The organism is Pseudoalteromonas sp. T1lg21, assembly GCF_002964625.1.
GTDB classification, from domain to species: Bacteria; Pseudomonadota; Gammaproteobacteria; order Enterobacterales; family Alteromonadaceae; genus Pseudoalteromonas; species Pseudoalteromonas gelatinilytica.
This window is the reverse complement of the sequence record NZ_PQBX01000066.1, coordinates 1-16489: the sequence shown is the minus strand read 5'-3', so window position 1 is coordinate 16489 and position 16489 is coordinate 1. Positions and strand designations below refer to the sequence as shown.

The window sequence follows — 16489 nt, the reverse complement described above, 5'->3', positions numbered from 1 at the left end:
ATTTTTGCCTTGCTATCAACAAGGTTTTATTGCCTCAAAAGAGCTCACTTAATTAAGCGCGTTGGTATAAAGCGCTTTTCACAGTCTTGATAAATTTATCAATATCCTGCTGATCATTATAAATATGAGCTGAAACTCTTAAACCTAAGTGACGTTCATCAACCGCAATATTCGCTGCAATAAGCGCAGCTTTAACAGCGGCTTGTTGCTCGCCAAAATGCATAATGGCCGTTCCAGAACATTTGTCAGCCTGTATTGGTGAACGCATATAATCAGCTAATTGATCATGAAACTGCGCGAGCATTGCTAAGTTATGAGCGCGTACTTTCTCAATACCAAGATCAGCAAAGTAATTAATACTATGCGAAGCCAAAATATAAGGTGCAACTGAGGGTGTGCCACCCCAAAAGCGCAACGCGGTTTGATGATAAGCAAAGTGCTTAATATCAAACTCAAACGGATTTTGATGAGAAAACCAGCCAACATCTTGTGGCTGACAAAGTGATAGCTGCTTGCTGTTAACCCATAAATAAGCAGCACCCGGCCCACCACATAGCCATTTGACACTCGAGCCCAACATAAAGTCGGCATCTAGCTTAGTTAAGTCGACCTCTAAAATACCTGCAGACTGCGCAACATCAAGTAAGCTCAATGTGTTGTGTTGTTTCGCGAAATTTATAATTTCATGAATAGGCGCTTGCTGACCCGTGTTTGAATAAACATGGCTAATAAAGACTAAATCAATATCATTATTCGCTAAATATGACTGCCAAACCTGCGCATCGGTTAAGTCTTCATGCTTATCAATAAACACGATTTCAGCACTTTCAGGTAGGGCTTTTTGCATTGCAAAACCCATGCTTGGAAAATCACTTTCTGCCATCAACACTTTGCAATTTTCTTGTTGAAGTCGCGGGTGCGACATCAAAAGCTTAGTTAAACCACTCGATAAGTTAACTTGTGGGCAAAATAGCTCACTGTGCGAGTTAAATAATTTAGCGAGACTACTCGTAAATGCCTCGACACCTTGCAGCCACTGTTGCCATGGTTCTTTATTTTCATGTTGCCAAGCGGCAAAAAACTGCTGATGAAAATGCTGCTCAGCAGATTTTAATGGTCGCCCAACAGAGTGGTTAAGCAAATAGCTGCCTTGTGGAATTACAAAATCGTTTTTGTTCATTACTTAATCCACTGTTTTAACTTAGTTAAGTCATCGAAACGAGTGCGAATATCATCCCTCTTTGCTGCCGCACGGCGATCACGTAACTGCTCTAATGAGTTTAGTAACACATGCAAAGGCGGCCCACTGGCTGTGACTTTATCCATATGTTGTTGCTGCATTTGCTGTGAAGGCTGCGCAATGTATTTACTGACCAATTGATTATGATGGCCAATGGCAGTATCACCATGCAGTTTACACACTTGAATGAACAGCTTTAAGTTAGTTTGTAACCATTCACTATCGCGCTCAGCTTCTGCCGCTAAGAAGTCATCCATAATACTTGTCATACGCATGCTTTCACGCAGGATCTGCTGATCTTCAGGCATCATATACAAGAATTTATCCACCAGCATTTGCGAGTAACTAGGTTCATTAGCAAAGCAAAGACCGAGTAATAAATCGATAACATTAATGCCCGCAAAATCACCGGCATTCGCACCTCGATATACCTCTTTACCTACTCGATACGGCTTGTAATACGGACGTACACAATAGAAAAAGCGGTCTGTGTCGAGCTTATTATATAGCGCATTATTCGACTCAATCACATCAAGCAGCGCTTGTTTTGCTACTGCCAGTAAATCAGCCGTGATAGGGTGCGATATCCCTAACGGCTGAATTTTTAATAAAGCATCTGCCGCGCGCTTATACGCTAAAATGCCCTTGGTGTTGTAATCGACAAAGATTTTCTCATCTTCAAGGTCAGTAAAGCGCTTATACAAACCATCAACCGCTTTATTGTGGGTGGTTAAATGCGCCGTTGCAAATCGCGGGGTTACACCAATAGATGCACCGATGTGCATTGCCAACGCAGAGGCTTCAACAAGCGGTGAACTTGTTTCACGAGAAGGCTCAGTGATTTCATGTCGACGGCATGCCGCCATATACAAACCAACATTACCTAATAAATCGAAGGCGTTATCAAAGCCTTCATCGGTATTACCCTCAGCCAGTAAAGCACGAATATGCTCATTACCCTCTTGCTCTAATTGACGTTTAAGGTGCTCACCGACACCCTCTACATTCGCTTTATCGTCTTGTTGCCAATATAGTTTTTCTAATTCGCTGTTGATTTCAACAAAACGGGTGCGAAGCCAGCTATCAAATGCCTTGGTGTTCTCAGTCACAGGCTCACTCCAAAATAATTATATTGCGATAATGTTAACAGAGTTCAATGAGTGCTAATCGCCAAAATATAGACTAGAATCCGCCTAGATTAGTGAAAATCACTCAAAATAAAATGAAATTAGATAAAAAAGACCAACAACTACTTAATGCTCTACAAGACAATGCAAGAACTTCTGTCTCGGAGCTGGCCCAGTCTGTTAGCCTGTCAGATACCCCTTGCCTTCGCCGCATTAAAAAGCTCGAATCAGCAAATGTGATCAGCGGTTATCATGCTGCCATCAATCCTAAAGCCGTTGATTTAAATGTGTCTGTGTATGCCTTTGTTCGCTTAAACCAAAACTCTGTTGCCGCTGCTGAGCAATTTGAGCAGCAGGTTGAGAAGCTTGAACATGTGCTTGAGTGCTCTGTTATTTCAGGCAGTTATGATTATCTACTCAAGATTATTGCCGCTGATTTAGAAAGCTATGAAAGCTTTGTGAAACATAAATTAGGTAGTATTGATTGTATTGCTAACATCGAGTCGACGGTGGTTTTAAAACAAGCGTTCACTAAGCGTCATTTACCGCTCGCTTGACGCAGCTTGCTTGCAAATAAAACATAACTCGATAAGCTAAAAACAGGCTTTAAAAGGATGCTTAAAATATGAAATTCATCAACTTAGTTGCTCTTTCTTGGGCCATCAGTGGACTATTTAGCAGCCCATTAATGGCACAGCAACAAACCTGCCTTACTCAGCTTGAAGACCAAGCACTAATGATGAAAAGTAAGCGCGAAGGGCTATTTAGAGAGCCATTACCACGCAGCCATAGCACCTTTAGCTATAATGTCGAGCAAGCATTTAGTGACTATTTAACCGCTGCGTACCTGCAAATTAGTAGCGAAAATCCGCGTGCTAGTTTGCCATGCCCTGTTTACACCGACACCTATCAGCAGCTTGTTGCACAAGGCGCTCGACCAGCTAACGCGACTGTTGCTGATTTAATAAGCCCATTTGAACTTAAACACGCCAACAGCCGTAAAGCCGTGCTCTTGATCCACGGTTTAACCGATTCACCCTTTACCTATCACGACCTTGCACAGGTGTATTATCAGCAAGGTTATACGGTGCGAACAATTTTACTACCTGGGCATGGTACTGCTCCTGCAGCACTTAGAGACATCGATGCCGATGATTGGCAAAAGGCTAGCGTATATGCCATTGAGCGCACATTAAAAGACTTTGATCAGGTGATATTAGGGGGCTACTCAACCGGTGCTGCACTGGTTATTGATTACTTAACTCAAGGCCCGGTCGATAATAAAATTACGGCTGCTATGTTGTTTTCACCCGCAAGCGAGCCACACAATAAAAACGGTTGGCTGGCGAAATGGGTCGATGCGATTCCATTTGTGAATTGGATTGATAAAGATGCGGACCTTGATTTTGCCAAGTATGAGTCGTTTCCATTTAGTGCTGCCTCAGCTAGTCACGAAGCAATGAGCCGTATTAGCCTTGATGAACTACGTCATCGCCAACTGCCTAATGTAGCGATATTTAGTACCTTTAGTGATATTGACACCACAATAGATAACCAAGCAACCTTTAAGATTTTAACTAAGCTGCACGACCCAAAAACGCGCAAGAATAATCAGCTTGATCGCCTTGTATACTATGGGGATGACAAAAACATCCCAGCTAGCTTTCCAGCTGATTACCAAATAATTCGTGATGACTGCGACACCGATGACTGTAAAAAAATCAAAGGGATGTCACACATTGGTATTGTTAATAAACCCAGCAACCCTTACTACGGTCGTAAAGCTTTGTATCGCAATTGCGGAAGCTACTTAGATGACGACACGCTTTATACAGCCTGCAAATACCAAAAAGACGTTGTGATGGGTGAGCGCACAGCCGAAAATTTACAAGCGCACAAGCCCTTTGCACGACTCACGTTTAATCCTTATTTCGATAAGCTTGCTATGCATATCAACGGTTTCATCAAAGATATTGAATCGGCTGCACAATGAGTGAGTTTAGCCACCGCTGGTTTAATCAAATAAGCGAGATTGATGCCGCTCTTTGGCAATCATTTTTTGATGATACGCCCTTTACAGAACACGCTTTTTTAGCTGCTTTAGAACAAGCAGGCTGTGTGAGTGAAGAGTCGGGCTGGCAACCCATGCACCTAGCAATTTACCAGCAAGAACAAGTCATAGCCCTACTACCCGGGTATTTAAAACACCACTCTTATGGTGAATATGTATTTGACTGGGCTTGGGCTGAAGCCTATCAACAACATGGCCTAGAGTATTACCCTAAATGGCTGTGTGGCGTACCCTTCACACCTATTGCAGGGCAACGAATTAGTATAAATCACAATAAGCCCGCTGAAGTCTATGCGTATATTCAGCACATACTCACAGAAACGGCAGCGCAATTAGACTGGTCAGGTTGGCATATAAATTTTTGCCACCAGCAACAAGCGACAGCATTAACTAGCGACACCGTAATGCAACGTCATGGCGTGCAGTTTCAGTGGTTTAATGAAGGCTATAATGACTTTGAGGACTTTTTAGCTTCACTCACCGCAAGAAAACGTAAATCGCTCAAAAAAGAACGCGCTAAAATAGCTGAACAACAGATAACCATAGAATGGCTCGAAGGTGCTGACATCAACAAACAGCATATGCAGAAATTTAGTCATTTTTACCGCCAAACCTATTTGAAGCGCTCAGGCCACAATGGTTATTTGAATACCGCCTTTTTTGAGTTATTACAGCAAAGCATGGCCGACAAACTGGTGTTAATGTTCGCTAAGTATCAAGGAGAAGTGATTGCCGCCACACTCAGTTTTAAAGATCAGAACTGTTTATATGGTCGATACTGGGGAACAAATTATGAGCTTGATAGTTTGCACTTTGAGCTTTGCTATTACCAAGGCATTGAGTACTGCATTACCAACAAACTTAAGCAGTTCCATTCTGGCGCGCAAGGTGAGCATAAAATAAGCCGCGGTTTTAAGCCCGTAAATACCTATTCATTGCATCATATTCAGCATACTGAGTTTGCAGCAGCCATTAGTGATTTTATAACTAGAGAACGCCAACATATGGCGCTCTATAAAGCCCAATGCGAAAGCTTACTGCCTTTTAAACAGCAATAATTGGTTATTCGCTGGCATTTGCACATCTTCAACAAAGGTTAAGCCAGCTTGCTCTGCAAGTTGGCAAATCGCTTCAAAATCACGGATTGCACTATGTGCATCTTGCTGTTTTAAAAAAGCATCGAATTCTGCATTACTGGCACTGGTATACTTACCTTGGTATTTAAATGGTCCATAAATACACAATTTACCTTTAGGCGCTAAATGCTTTGCTACACCTTGGAAAAAGCGCTCCACCAGTGGCCAGCTAATAATGTGCATTGTATTCGCAGTGAAAATTGCATTCACTGTTTCAACCGGCCAAGGATCATTAAGGTCGAGTGTGAGTGGTGCATGCAAGTTAGTTAATGCAGCTTCTTGATGCCATTGTAAAATCCCTGGATGATTAACCTCGCGATCACTACAGTGCCACTGTAAATGTGCTAAATGCGTTGCAAAATGCACACTATGTTGCCCTGTGCCTGAGCCGACTTCTAATACATCCGTCACATCAGAAAAGAACGCTTCTAATACGTTTAAAATAGGTAATTTGTTGTTTTCACAGGCTTGAGAGAAGGGTTTATCCATACAAATTAGTGCACCATGTTTGGTAATTAGTGCACAACAGTAAAGCAAAAATAAATAACAAAGTCGCGGTGAATTTATTAATTAAAAATATAAAGCAATAATTTTCAGCTAGTTACGAACTTTTATCAATATTGGTACAGCTTATGCTTTTTCATATGTGAATTAACCAATAGGAGCAATATTATGTATATCTCACCCTACACCGCTGTAGATGCAGCGATTGCAGCCAGCGAACGTGCTGAAAGCGAAAAAGCCGCCTTAACAAGTTGTGACGACAGAGCAACCGTGATCGATCTTCTTTCTCAATGTAACAAAGAAAATGTACAGGCGCCGAAAAAACATGAAACAGACCAGATTTTTATTCTCGGCTACAATTAATCACACACAGTTAATCCATTCAGTCTTAGCTTCTTTATATAAGACTTGCACTAAAACCGATTAACTGTAATGATAACAATTATCATTACAGTTAATCGGTTTTTCTATGCACTCTCACAATGCTATGCTCCATTATCAGCGGCAAATGAAATGTGTTTGCCAAAGACCTGGGTTACATGCCCCTGCGCTTGTTGCTAACTATGTTGAAGCGGGTTTAAACATTGCACGCTATTACGAAAAGCATCACAACTTTATTTTGCAAGAGCTGTATCTAAGACGCACCTTTCATGAACTACTTGAAAAGATGTGTGATTCATTAGTGCATAATGCAATTCGTAAACAATGTTTGGCCCAGCTTTATAAACCGCAACTTGCGCTAAAGCGTTACTACAAAACTCATAACTGTATTGAAAAGTATTTCAGTTTGGAGCGAGAAGCGTGCCTTCTCAGCCAAGAATTTAACCCGATTTAGGAGTGTTTATGAGCCAATTTAGAACCGAATCAGATAGCATGGGTGAACTACAAGTCCCTGCCAATGCGTTGTATCAAGCTCAAACGCAACGCGCTATCAATAACTTCAAAATTAGTGGCTTAGCCATGCCTAAGCAATTTATCACCGCCCTCGCCTACATTAAGCAAGCTGCCGCGCAAAGTAATGCTGCTTTAGGCCATTTGAGCCAAGGTAAAGCTAAAGCCATTGAGCAAGCATGCCAAGAGGTCATCGACGGTAAACATTTTTCAGAGTTTCCTGTTGATGTATTTCAGACAGGCTCAGGCACTAGCTCAAATATGAATGCCAATGAAGTCATTGCAACGCTGGCGAGCCAATTTGCAGGCGAAACCATTCACCCCAATGATGATGTGAACATGGGGCAAAGCTCAAATGATGTGATCCCCACTGCGATTGCTGTAAGTAGCGCTATTAACATCATTTATGAGCTGTTTCCTAAACTCGATAAACTCAGTCAAAGCCTACAAAGCAAACAAGCCGAAGTAGGCCATATTGTTAAAACCGGTCGCACTCATTTAATGGATGCAATGCCCGTGAGTTTTGCACAAACACTGGCTGCATGGCAGTTACAAGTGGATCATGCAATGGCAGGCATTCGCCAAGCACTCGAGCGAGTTTGTGAACTTGCACAAGGTGGCACAGCAGTTGGTACTGGTATTAATGCCGACCCTGCGTTTGCCGGTGAGTTTTGCCAACACTTGAGTGAGAATGTGGGTATTCGCTTTAGCCCAAGCAAAAACTTCTTTTATAACATCGGCTCACAAGATGCCATTGTTGCGCTGTCAGGTCAGCTAAAGGTACTTGCTGTCGCACAAATGAAAATAGCCAATGACTTACGCTGGATGAACTCAGGCCCTCTTGCAGGGCTTGGAGAAATTGAGCTTGAGGCTTTACAACCGGGCTCATCAATTATGCCGGGTAAAGTAAATCCAGTGATCCCTGAAGCGGCCGCTATGGTCAGCGCACAAGTCATTGGCAATGACGCGACTATTACAGTGGCTGGTCAAGCGGGTAACTTTGAGCTCAATGTAATGCTGCCTGTGATTGCCTTAAACATTTTGCAAAGTATCGAACTGCTGGCGAATAGCAGTGAAGCACTGGCAGATAAAGCGATTGCCAGCTTTAAAGTAAACCAAAGCAATGTTGATAAAGCGCTCGCTAAAAACCCAATTCTGGTTACTGCACTTAATCCGGTGATCGGCTATAGCAAAGCCGCAAAAATTGCCAAATTAGCTTATCAAGAAGGTCGTCCTATTATTGATGTTGCTGCAGAGCATACGGATATTTCGCGCGAAGAACTGAGCGAGTTACTGAACCCTGCCAAACTAACCCAAGGTGGTTTGTAATACCTATTTATTGCAGATAGGTGTAAAACTTTTATCTTACTGTAGCTCTGTGAATACAGAGCTACTTACTGAAAGCTAACGTTTTTATTGCTCCACTTTGAGCAATGTGTATGATAGTGAGTACTTATTCAACGATTTTTAGGTATGTTATGCGCTATCCTCTATTGGCAATTTTATTTCCTGTGTTATTAACTGCGTGCTCGGACGCTGCAACTAATGAGCAAGCCGAATCAACGGCAACCAGCAATAAACTTATCGAGGCACCAAAAGCCGTTGAAATAAAAAACGCTGAGGAAGTGACCAAAGCTGCCCCAGATAAAGCGACTATTAGCTCAGCCCATGAGCAACTTAAACAATTAATCGATGATCCAAGCTGTGATAACAGCAGCCAATGTAAAGTATTACCTGTTGGTAGTCGTGCTTGTGGCGGCCCAAGTAGCTTCATTGTTTATTCAACCAAAACAGCTGACACTGCTGAGGTTGAAAAACTTGCAAAAGACATCACCGCCCTTGAAAAGCAATTTAACGCAGCAAACGACATGATGAGTATTTGTCAGCATCTAACCGCACCGGGTGCGCAGTGTTCTGAGAATACTTGTGTTAGAATCGAAGGCTCAGCGGCAAGTGTATACTAAGGAATAAGCAATAATGGTTCGTTCATCGACTTTCAAGAAATTTTTCATCACCACAACTGTGCTAGCAAGTATTGCTTTAAGCGGTTGCGAAACAACAACGTCGGGTAGCTCTGCGCGCGTTGATCTAGGTGATTTAAATGATCAGCTGAACGATATCGTTAGCAATAATAGCTGTACTGCGAGCTTTCAATGTAAGGTGTTAGAAGTTGGTGAGCGAGCATGTGGTGGCCCAAGTCGCTATGTGGTCTATTCAACGTTAAACAACGCACAAGAGCAAGCTGAACAACTTGCGGAGCGAATTACAGCAGCTGAAAAGTCATCTGATCAAGCATTAACCGTTAACGATTGCTCACCAGTCCTGCCTGTACAATCGCTGTGTATTTCACAGCAGTGCCAAGCAATCGAAATTAAGTAAACAATGCAATAAGGCCGGATACTATCACCACGCTGATGATACAAATCCCGGCCTTATAAATGTACTTTACTTGCATTGTATTATGCACCCAATAAGCATAAATGTAGCGAACAAAGTAACTTGCTGCAGTGCCAAATAATGCAAAAATAACTAAATACGCAAGTAAAATAATATCCACAGTCATGCCACTTCTTTAAAACAACTAGTCTCAGTGTAAGGGCTTAAAGAAGTAAAGGCAAAACCTTAGCTTTTTTTGCTGTGTGCAATGAGTAATTCTGCCACTCGCTGTTTCACAGCACGTTTATCATCAGCAGCAACACCAAACCGCTCAGCCAATAAGGCAATCTCTTCATCATTTAAGTTAAACGATAAGCGTTGTCTGGTTTTTTTCGACTTAACGTCGAGCTCCAAAATCTTACGGATCATATCTGATGGCGTAAGCTCTTGGTCAATGGCTTGCTTTTTAATTGATTTTTGCACTTCAGAGCTTAAATCAAATGCCATTTGTGTGGCTCTAACAGCTTGCTCCTGACGCTGCCATTTGGCTTTTGCATCACTCACTTGGCATCCCCAGGAAATAAGTCAACAATATCGCTAATTGGTCTAGTTAACGTCAGTGATACTTCTGTCTCACCGCCTTCCCAGATCTCAATATTTAGACTATGCGATTCATCGTCAGAGCTTAAACAGATCATTTCACACGGCTCACCACCTTCATCTTCATATCGAGGTAAAGGCTTATTACGGTAGTCCTTATTATGGAAATAACACACATAAGGTGCTTCTGATTGTTTATAGCTCGATGCTAAAAAGTGACTAAAACGCTCTGGACTATTTTGTACATTAATTGCCGTTAATTCGTCTTCATCAAAAATACGAGCAAACTCATCAAGGGTAAAAATCTCATCAACATCATCGCGTTGAATTTTGATCGCAAAGTTTGCCCACTGTTCACCGTCATCTGACTCAATTTGCAAAAACACCACTTGGCCAGATTCGCTTTCGAGTACCAACTCATACTCTGCACTACGCTGATACTGATACGTTTGCACATCAATAACACGCAGTGTCTGTCCTTTTAACCAGCTTGGGTAAGCGAACGAATCAATCACTGTTAGCATATCACCAACAAGTAATTGGCTTGGATCAGTAAGCTGACGCTCTGGGGCTTTTTTAGATTTGAAAAAGTTAAACATTGGCTGACTCCTTGTTGAAGCAAAAAAGGTAACCCAGTGCGTGGGTTACCTTTTGTTTTTCCGCTAACTGATTAGCTATTTTGCTTTGCTTTAATACGCGCCAAAATATCTGCGCTTTTCGGGCTCGTATCACCAATACCCGCTTCAGCCATTTTCGCTTTTAAATCATCGCCGTTAGTGTCAGCTTCTAATTGCTTAGCCGCACCTAACTGGTCTTGGCGGTCTTGCTGACGTTGTTTAATACGCTCTAGAGACTCACGTGCTGATGTCATTGATGAGCTATTCGTATTTAGCGTGCTGTTTACAGCCATTGTTGCTTGCTGCACACTTTCAGTCGTTTTAACCATTGTTAATTGACGTTGGTTTTCTTTAATCGACTTTTCAGCTTCTTTAACTTGCTGCTTTAGTTGCACAATGTGGTTACTAAAACCAGCAAACACTTCTTCGTTCTCTGCTTTTTCAGCTTCAAAATCACCGATTTTTTCTGCGATTTCTAATGCAAGAGCTTCGTTACCTTTTTCAAGTGCTTGGCCTGCATACGCTTCATGTTCAGCAATTGATGCATCTAGTACGCTAATTTTACGCTTCGTTTGCATCTCTTTTGCCATTACTTCAGTCAGGCTTTTCTTAGCACGTTGTAGGGCATTTTGTGCATCAGCAATTTCTTGTTCAAAGATACGGATACCGTTTGCATCAACAATTGCTTGTCCTGCTTCACGAGCGCCACCACGTACAGCTGTAAATAGTTTCTTTAAAATACTCATAATCTTAACTCCAGAAATTGCTAATTAATCGTTTAAATAAATGGTCACGGCTTCAAGTGCATCAATCGCATTGTCTGCCAGTGTTACCAACTCATGGGTAATATCATCAAACGATGAATTAACCGATAACGCGCCAAAAATAGCGTATTTATCATCAATTTTTGCAAATGCGCTTAATGGGATTGGTACATTTAAACGTAGTAACGTTTCGTTTAACTCATTACGCATATCTGCTTGTACTTCGTCTTCAGCAAACAGGTAGCTAATACACAGTAATTGCTCTTCTGTTTGAGTAACAAAGATAGGTAACTCATCATTCCCATCGACGATAACTTGTAACACATCTTGCTCACCTTCGTTGGCAATCAAGAAAGACTCAAAGCTCACACCTTCTGTTTCAAAAGAAGCCAGTTTGATTGATAGTTCATTTAATTCCATGTCTCACCTTTTTACGTTTTGACATATTATGTCTGAGTTAAGATTTGCATAGCCGACATATTATGTCAACTATAAAATATCAATTTTTGTACAATTCGGTTTCAACTTGCCACGCTTGGCGGTAATAATCATATAAGGTTCCAGAACCTAATCTATTGACTTCAATCGTGTTTACTTGTTCAAAAAAATGATTCGGAAACACAAAAGAAGCCAATAAATATTCTTTGCTTACCCAACGAGATGGCACGGGTAATTCGTTAGTTTCACGAATTCGCTGACTTGCTGATTTGCCAGCGGTAGTCGCGATTGTCCAACCCCATTGACCAAACGAAGGAATATTTTGTTGGTATTGCTCAACATAACCAAAACCCGCAGCTTTCATTGTTTTAGCAATACTCAAAAATGCTTTCTTCGCATGATAAGGGGATGTTGATTGCACAGCCACAGCCCCGTCAGGTGCCAATAACTGACGTACATGATTGTAAAAATAGTCACTGTACATCTTATTGAGATCAGGGTGATTAGGGTCTGGTAGGTCAATTAAAATAGTGTCAAAGCGCTCGCCTTTTGCCAGCATTGCTTCGACCTCTAAAAAGGCATCTGCAATGCGAATATCAGCACGAGGGTCGCTCATAGAATGTTTATTTAGCGCTGTTAAACGTGTTCTGATTTTCTCTGGCGCATCATAGTCGCCAACATCATTACCAAATAAGTTTAACAGCTGACCATCTAAGTCAACCAGAGTGACATGCTCTACTGGCCACTTCAAAACATCACGTAATGCAAGCCCGTCACCGCCACCGATGATCAACACGCGGTCATGGCGATTTGAGGCCAACATAGCAGGATAGACAAGCATTGAATGATAAATTTGCTCATCCACACTTGAGAACTGTAAACGACCATTGAGGTAAAGATCAGTAATTGCATTGGGCTGATTGCGACTCAAACGCTCAGTTAACACCAAATGCTGATACTTAGTTGCTTGCGAGTAGATGACTTTATCTTTGTATAAAACATTGCTTAGATTTTTCATCCAGTTAGTGCCAAGCACGAGCACAAACGCAAAAAACACCAACAACAGTACATGGCAAACTAACAGTAACTTAGCGAAGCGAACGTGTTGATGATAGCGCCATAAAAATACGAGGCCGGCAATAATATTAAATAACGCTGTCCACGCTGCTGCTTGCATAATTGGCATCGCGAGCATAATGCTCACCCAAATCGCAGCACCTATACCGGCACCGATATAATCAGCCCCGTAAATGGTGCCCGCATTGTTCTCTAAAAAGCGCCCATAGACTTGCTGGCGAATACGCGCAATTAGCGGGATCTCCATACCAATTAATAGCCCAAGTAATAGACCAAACACATAAGGTAAAAAACGAGACCATTCTTGCAGCCTTTCAAACACGTAACCATTAAGTACGGTATCTGCAGGCAGGTTAAATATTTCGGAGAAGATATGCGGCAATGAATAACTGACAGCGATAATACTTGCTATCGCTAAAATACAGCCCATGCCAACCAAAGCAATTATGCTCTCAAGCCAAGCAAAGGCAGTAAACGCATCTTTAAACCATCGCGCTAAAAAGGCACCGATACCCATAGCGACAATCATGGTGCCAATCATGGCATATATGGCACTCTCGACCGAGCCTAATACACGACCAGCATAATGAGATAGCAGGTATTCATAAATAAGGCCGCACCCAGCGAGTACGGCCATAACAGTTATTAATAGGAAATCATGCCCAAGTAGATGAGCTCTACTTGGGGCGCTTGTTGTAGTAGACACTTAATTAGGCACCTAACAAGGTTGCCATAGTCGACCCAATCGCAAATGAGATTGCTGCAGAGATAGCAGCTACACCCACGTTCTTCTGGCGGTTCACTTCGTCTGAAATATCACAACCAGATAGGATGATTTTGATAGTCACTAAGTGTAGTAAAATGAAAGCCACTAAACTCACAGCTGCACTTAATGCCCAGTAACCTAAACTAGCTACAATGTTGTCAGCAGCATAAGGAGCAATACCTGATGCAGCAGTTAATGCCAATGCACTGCCTACTAAAAAGCCAGCGTAACGAATACCCACAGCTAAGTTGCCGTCAATAACCGCTTGTTGTAAACAATCGCCACTGCGATTAGTACGTTTGAATAACTGCACGCGATATTGACTGATCAGTAGCATCGCAATGCTGCCAATCGCAAAAGCTGCGATCACAATTGGAATACCATGCCAACCTTCAGTTGCCACCCAAAATAAAGCTGAGCGAATAACGATAGCCACACTTACTACATGACCAAAATCAATCAATGCAGCAGTCGCATTACCTTTAACGATTTCGTCGTGCAGACTCACTTTACGAAGCGCTACCTTGTCTTGGAAGAAATGACCTAGCTTAATAAGTACAATCGCCATCAAACCATATCCAAGCATTTGTAATGCTTCTTGTTGCAAGGTTGGTGCAAATGAGCCGCTGCTCACGCCACTTAGAACAATAGCCAATGCCACAAGTCCTGCCGCAAAGCTAATACCAAAAGCAAAATTATCACGCTCAGTTATTTCATCATTAGCGTGTAAGTTAGATACCCAGCCTTTGATAAATTTTAGGCTGACAAATAAAGCGATAATGATTGCAAAGTCGATTGCTAAAGCTTGCAACGACCAAGTTGTTATTCCATTAAATTCATACATGTGTTGTAACTCCGGTGGTTATTCTTTTCACTACTTACCGCGGCTAATGCCACGTGATGTTCTGCTCGAGCTGTTGCGTAATGACCCAGAGCTTTTACTGTAACTACTGCTAGAAGCATAGCTACTGCGTGTGCGTGGCGGCGTATAGCTGCTACGGCTTAATCCAGATGCACCACTGCGCTTAGTGGCATACGGACTAGTGAATTGTTTACCTTGGCGTTGATAAGACTGTCGAGTACGCGTCTCTACCGTTTGTTGTGCTTTAATCTGTTTTGGGCTCGAATAACGATAACGGCCATAGTCATTGTAATAGCTATACTTTCTATGACGGCTCCAGCGACCATATTCAACTCGGTCGAATACATCGCCCAACATGCGATACATACCGTACCAAACCCAAAAACTGGTACCGCTGCTATTTGTTTGCCATTGCCCATAGTTAGGGTTACCAACTAACTGGTTACCAACACTTTCACCTTCAGCAGCTTCACTAATTGCACCAACCCGCGCTAGTGAGCCTTGCGACATATCGGCAAGCATATTGATAGGATCAGTCAGCGCATCCTGAAATAAAGATGGCTTAGCAGCATCACGAATAAGATCAAGTTGATGAAGGGTATCTTCATAAGGGGGTATTAGATAAGTAGACTTAACATCTGCTAAACGTTGTTTAAGACCTGTATAGATAGCCCCTTCACGAGTGGCATCAAGACTAATTACTCGCGCGATCTCAGAAAGTTGCGGCTGCTGCTCAGCAAGCACTTGTCCGTATTGTTTAAGTATCATCGCATTACGCAAAGAGCCATTATCAAGCGCTGTACCAAGTTGATTTAATTCAACTTCAGCTTTTTCTATGGATTGTTGTATTGTTTGTTTCAGCTGCTCTTCTTTCGACTCACAGCCCATAAGCAAGCTTACCAAACAAAACAGGCTAATAAGTTTCCAAGCTTTTATTTGAGACATTCATGTCACCTGATTGTGGTTTAAAAACGCAAATAGTTTTACATAGCTCAGGTACTAAACCAAGATTAAAATTGCAACAAAGGGTAAATTGGGTGGTAGGTTGGGTAGAGCGAAGTGAAACCCAACATAAACACAGAGCTATCAGCTTTCAGCCTTCAGCGATCAGTCGCGTGGTGTGGGTGTTTGCTGCTGCGTCTTCCTCTGGCTCTAGGTTCTAGGTTCTAGGTTCTAGGTTCTAGGTTCTAGGTTCTAGGTTCTAGGTTCTAGGTTCTAGGCAAAGTGTACTTGTAGGAATGGCTTTAGCCATGAATATGTTTGTTATGGTCTAGATTCGGCACTGAAGTGCCTTCTACGGGGTTTGTTGCTGAGGGTGACTCTGTACTTAACAACCCCACAGTTCAACTGACATCTACTATCTGACGTCTGATGTCTCCTGTCTATTCGGCACTGAAGTGCCTCCTACGGGGTTTGTTGCTGAGGGTGACTCTGTACTAAACAACCCCACAGCTCAACTGACCTCTAATATCTGAAGTCTGATATCTCTTGTCTATTCGGCACTGAAGTGCCTCCTACATGGGGTTGTTAGTGAGGGTGACTCTGTACTTAACAACCCCCCTACAGTTCAACTTTACCCTTGCTAACTAGCCACTCGCTAACTGACGTTGGGTTTCGCTGCGCTCTACCCAACCTACCTGAAGAATGAATAGGGCACGTTATGTGGATAGCTCCAAACGCAAAAAAGCCCGACTCTTTCGAATCGGGCTTTCTCTAATTTGGATCCTGGCGATGTCCTACTTTCACATGGCAAATGCCACACTATCATCGGCGCTGTTTCGTTTCACTACTGAGTTCGGCATGGGGTCAGGTGGGTCCAAAACGCTATTGTCACCAAGCAAATTTGGTTTAATTCGCTCTTTTGAGCAAATTAATAAATCTGGAATTCTGATATCAAGTAAATGTCTACTTTAGTAACTTAACTTCTGTCGTTACGCTGTCATAAAACGCGTTTGGCGTTGTATGGTTAAGCCTCACGGGTAATTAGTACAGGTTAGCTTAATGGCTCACACCACTTCCA

General features: G+C 42.3%; 19 protein-coding genes and 1 rRNA gene. 8 read left to right on the top strand and 12 right to left on the bottom strand.

The window, feature by feature from the left end:
• Positions 1–52: 52 nt before the first annotated feature.
• Entirely contained in the window at positions 53–1180 is a 1128-nt protein-coding gene (locus C2M25_RS20180) for an aminotransferase class V-fold PLP-dependent enzyme (protein WP_105181978.1), read from the bottom strand.
• The gene (locus C2M25_RS20175; protein ID WP_105181977.1) at positions 1180–2349 is read right to left on the bottom strand and encodes a PrnB family protein; all 1170 of its coding nucleotides are present in this window, start codon (positions 2347–2349) and stop codon (positions 1180–1182) included. The genes C2M25_RS20180 and C2M25_RS20175 overlap by 1 nt, the downstream gene beginning before the upstream one ends.
• 113 nt (positions 2350–2462) lie before the next feature.
• Here C2M25_RS20175 and C2M25_RS20170 point away from each other — a divergent pair, with 113 nt between their 5' ends.
• The 3 genes from C2M25_RS20170 to C2M25_RS20160 all read left to right on the top strand — a co-directional run bounded on the left by C2M25_RS20170 (position 2463) and on the right by C2M25_RS20160 (position 5496).
• Positions 2463–2924 (top strand): Lrp/AsnC family transcriptional regulator, encoded by a 462-nt coding sequence (locus C2M25_RS20170; RefSeq protein ID WP_105174397.1) that lies wholly within the window; start codon positions 2463–2465, stop codon positions 2922–2924.
• Between the two features lie 68 nt (positions 2925–2992).
• Positions 2993–4360: an alpha/beta hydrolase gene (locus C2M25_RS20165; RefSeq protein WP_105174396.1), complete on the top strand. Its 1368-nt coding sequence runs from the start codon at positions 2993–2995 to the stop codon at positions 4358–4360.
• On the top strand, positions 4357–5496 hold the full coding sequence (locus C2M25_RS20160; RefSeq protein ID WP_105181976.1) for a GNAT family N-acetyltransferase: 1140 nt from the start codon (positions 4357–4359) through the stop codon (positions 5494–5496). Before C2M25_RS20165 ends, C2M25_RS20160 begins: the two co-directional genes overlap by 4 nt.
• On the opposite strand, the gene C2M25_RS20155 is transcribed toward C2M25_RS20160, so the two are convergent.
• Positions 5473–6063, bottom strand: coding sequence for a DUF938 domain-containing protein (locus C2M25_RS20155; RefSeq protein ID WP_105174394.1), 591 nt, complete (start codon positions 6061–6063; stop codon positions 5473–5475). The genes C2M25_RS20160 and C2M25_RS20155 overlap by 24 nt on opposite strands.
• A 183-nt stretch (positions 6064–6246) precedes the next feature.
• On the opposite strand from C2M25_RS20155, the gene C2M25_RS20150 reads away from it, so the two are divergent.
• The 5 genes from C2M25_RS20150 (at position 6247) to C2M25_RS20130 (ending at position 9348) form a co-directional block, all read left to right on the top strand.
• Positions 6247–6441: a hypothetical protein gene (locus C2M25_RS20150; RefSeq protein WP_036974335.1), complete on the top strand. Its 195-nt coding sequence runs from the start codon at positions 6247–6249 to the stop codon at positions 6439–6441.
• A gap of 145 nt (positions 6442–6586) precedes the next feature.
• Positions 6587–6913 (top strand): hypothetical protein, encoded by a 327-nt coding sequence (locus C2M25_RS20145; protein ID WP_058585360.1) that lies wholly within the window; start codon positions 6587–6589, stop codon positions 6911–6913.
• An 8-nt stretch (positions 6914–6921) separates the two neighbouring features.
• Positions 6922–8298, top strand: a complete 1377-nt coding sequence (locus tag C2M25_RS20140) for a class II fumarate hydratase (RefSeq protein ID WP_105181975.1) — start codon at positions 6922–6924, stop codon at positions 8296–8298.
• A 149-nt stretch (positions 8299–8447) separates the two neighbouring features.
• Positions 8448–8933: a hypothetical protein gene (locus tag C2M25_RS20135; RefSeq protein WP_105181974.1), complete on the top strand. Its 486-nt coding sequence runs from the start codon at positions 8448–8450 to the stop codon at positions 8931–8933.
• A 13-nt stretch (positions 8934–8946) separates the two neighbouring features.
• Positions 8947–9348 (top strand): hypothetical protein, encoded by a 402-nt coding sequence (locus C2M25_RS20130; RefSeq protein WP_105181973.1) that lies wholly within the window; start codon positions 8947–8949, stop codon positions 9346–9348.
• Here C2M25_RS20130 and C2M25_RS20125 read toward each other — a convergent pair.
• From C2M25_RS20125 to rrf, 9 genes are all read right to left on the bottom strand, one after another.
• Complete coding sequence (locus C2M25_RS20125) at positions 9341–9526, bottom strand: hypothetical protein (RefSeq protein ID WP_054554683.1); 186 nt, start codon at positions 9524–9526, stop codon at positions 9341–9343. The two genes, C2M25_RS20130 and C2M25_RS20125, sit on opposite strands and share 8 nt — an antisense overlap.
• 65 nt (positions 9527–9591) lie before the next feature.
• Positions 9592–9909 (bottom strand): hypothetical protein, encoded by a 318-nt coding sequence (locus C2M25_RS20120; RefSeq protein ID WP_063700569.1) that lies wholly within the window; start codon positions 9907–9909, stop codon positions 9592–9594.
• Positions 9906–10544 (bottom strand): hypothetical protein, encoded by a 639-nt coding sequence (locus tag C2M25_RS20115; protein ID WP_055199258.1) that lies wholly within the window; start codon positions 10542–10544, stop codon positions 9906–9908. The genes C2M25_RS20120 and C2M25_RS20115 overlap by 4 nt, the downstream gene beginning before the upstream one ends.
• Before the next feature lie 71 nt (positions 10545–10615).
• Positions 10616–11308, bottom strand: coding sequence for a PspA/IM30 family protein (locus tag C2M25_RS20110; protein ID WP_105181972.1), 693 nt, complete (start codon positions 11306–11308; stop codon positions 10616–10618).
• A gap of 24 nt (positions 11309–11332) precedes the next feature.
• Positions 11333–11746 carry a YjfI family protein gene (locus tag C2M25_RS20105; protein WP_063700564.1) on the bottom strand — a complete coding sequence of 138 codons (414 nt, stop codon included), beginning with the start codon at positions 11744–11746 and terminating at the stop codon, positions 11333–11335.
• A 79-nt stretch (positions 11747–11825) separates the two neighbouring features.
• Entirely contained in the window at positions 11826–13478 is a 1653-nt protein-coding gene (locus C2M25_RS20100) for a polyamine aminopropyltransferase (RefSeq protein WP_442793044.1), read from the bottom strand.
• Between the two features lie 73 nt (positions 13479–13551).
• Positions 13552–14451: a DUF350 domain-containing protein gene (locus C2M25_RS20095; protein ID WP_105181970.1), complete on the bottom strand. Its 900-nt coding sequence runs from the start codon at positions 14449–14451 to the stop codon at positions 13552–13554.
• Between the two features lie 30 nt (positions 14452–14481).
• Positions 14482–15414 (bottom strand): hypothetical protein, encoded by a 933-nt coding sequence (locus C2M25_RS20090; RefSeq protein WP_105181969.1) that lies wholly within the window; start codon positions 15412–15414, stop codon positions 14482–14484.
• A 778-nt stretch (positions 15415–16192) separates the two neighbouring features.
• A 5S ribosomal RNA gene (gene rrf / locus C2M25_RS20080) occupies positions 16193–16307 on the bottom strand.
• Positions 16308–16489 lie beyond the last annotated feature (182 nt).

What these genes read in the sequence shown, in the direction of transcription:
- C2M25_RS20130 (WP_105181973.1), top strand. Translation starts at nt 8,947, where the DNA reads ATGGTTCGTTCATCGACTTTCAAGAAATTTTTCATCACCACAACTGTG.
- C2M25_RS20150 (WP_036974335.1), top strand. Translation starts at nt 6,247, where the DNA reads ATGTATATCTCACCCTACACCGCTGTAGATGCAGCGATTGCAGCCAGC.
- C2M25_RS20180 (WP_105181978.1), bottom strand. Translation starts at nt 1,180, where the DNA reads ATGAACAAAAACGATTTTGTAATTCCACAAGGCAGCTATTTGCTTAAC.
- C2M25_RS20140 (WP_105181975.1), top strand. Translation starts at nt 6,922, where the DNA reads ATGAGCCAATTTAGAACCGAATCAGATAGCATGGGTGAACTACAAGTC.
- C2M25_RS20115 (WP_055199258.1), bottom strand. Translation starts at nt 10,544, where the DNA reads ATGTTTAACTTTTTCAAATCTAAAAAAGCCCCAGAGCGTCAGCTTACT.
- C2M25_RS20170 (WP_105174397.1), top strand. Translation starts at nt 2,463, where the DNA reads ATGAAATTAGATAAAAAAGACCAACAACTACTTAATGCTCTACAAGAC.
- C2M25_RS20100 (WP_442793044.1), bottom strand. Translation starts at nt 13,478, where the DNA reads ATGGCCGTACTCGCTGGGTGCGGCCTTATTTATGAATACCTGCTATCT.
- C2M25_RS20135 (WP_105181974.1), top strand. Translation starts at nt 8,448, where the DNA reads ATGCGCTATCCTCTATTGGCAATTTTATTTCCTGTGTTATTAACTGCG.
- C2M25_RS20105 (WP_063700564.1), bottom strand. Translation starts at nt 11,746, where the DNA reads ATGGAATTAAATGAACTATCAATCAAACTGGCTTCTTTTGAAACAGAA.
- C2M25_RS20165 (WP_105174396.1), top strand. Translation starts at nt 2,993, where the DNA reads ATGAAATTCATCAACTTAGTTGCTCTTTCTTGGGCCATCAGTGGACTA.
- C2M25_RS20160 (WP_105181976.1), top strand. Translation starts at nt 4,357, where the DNA reads ATGAGTGAGTTTAGCCACCGCTGGTTTAATCAAATAAGCGAGATTGAT.
- C2M25_RS20145 (WP_058585360.1), top strand. Translation starts at nt 6,587, where the DNA reads ATGAAATGTGTTTGCCAAAGACCTGGGTTACATGCCCCTGCGCTTGTT.
- C2M25_RS20095 (WP_105181970.1), bottom strand. Translation starts at nt 14,451, where the DNA reads ATGTATGAATTTAATGGAATAACAACTTGGTCGTTGCAAGCTTTAGCA.
- C2M25_RS20155 (WP_105174394.1), bottom strand. Translation starts at nt 6,063, where the DNA reads ATGGATAAACCCTTCTCTCAAGCCTGTGAAAACAACAAATTACCTATT.
- C2M25_RS20090 (WP_105181969.1), bottom strand. Translation starts at nt 15,414, where the DNA reads ATGTCTCAAATAAAAGCTTGGAAACTTATTAGCCTGTTTTGTTTGGTA.
- C2M25_RS20110 (WP_105181972.1), bottom strand. Translation starts at nt 11,308, where the DNA reads ATGAGTATTTTAAAGAAACTATTTACAGCTGTACGTGGTGGCGCTCGT.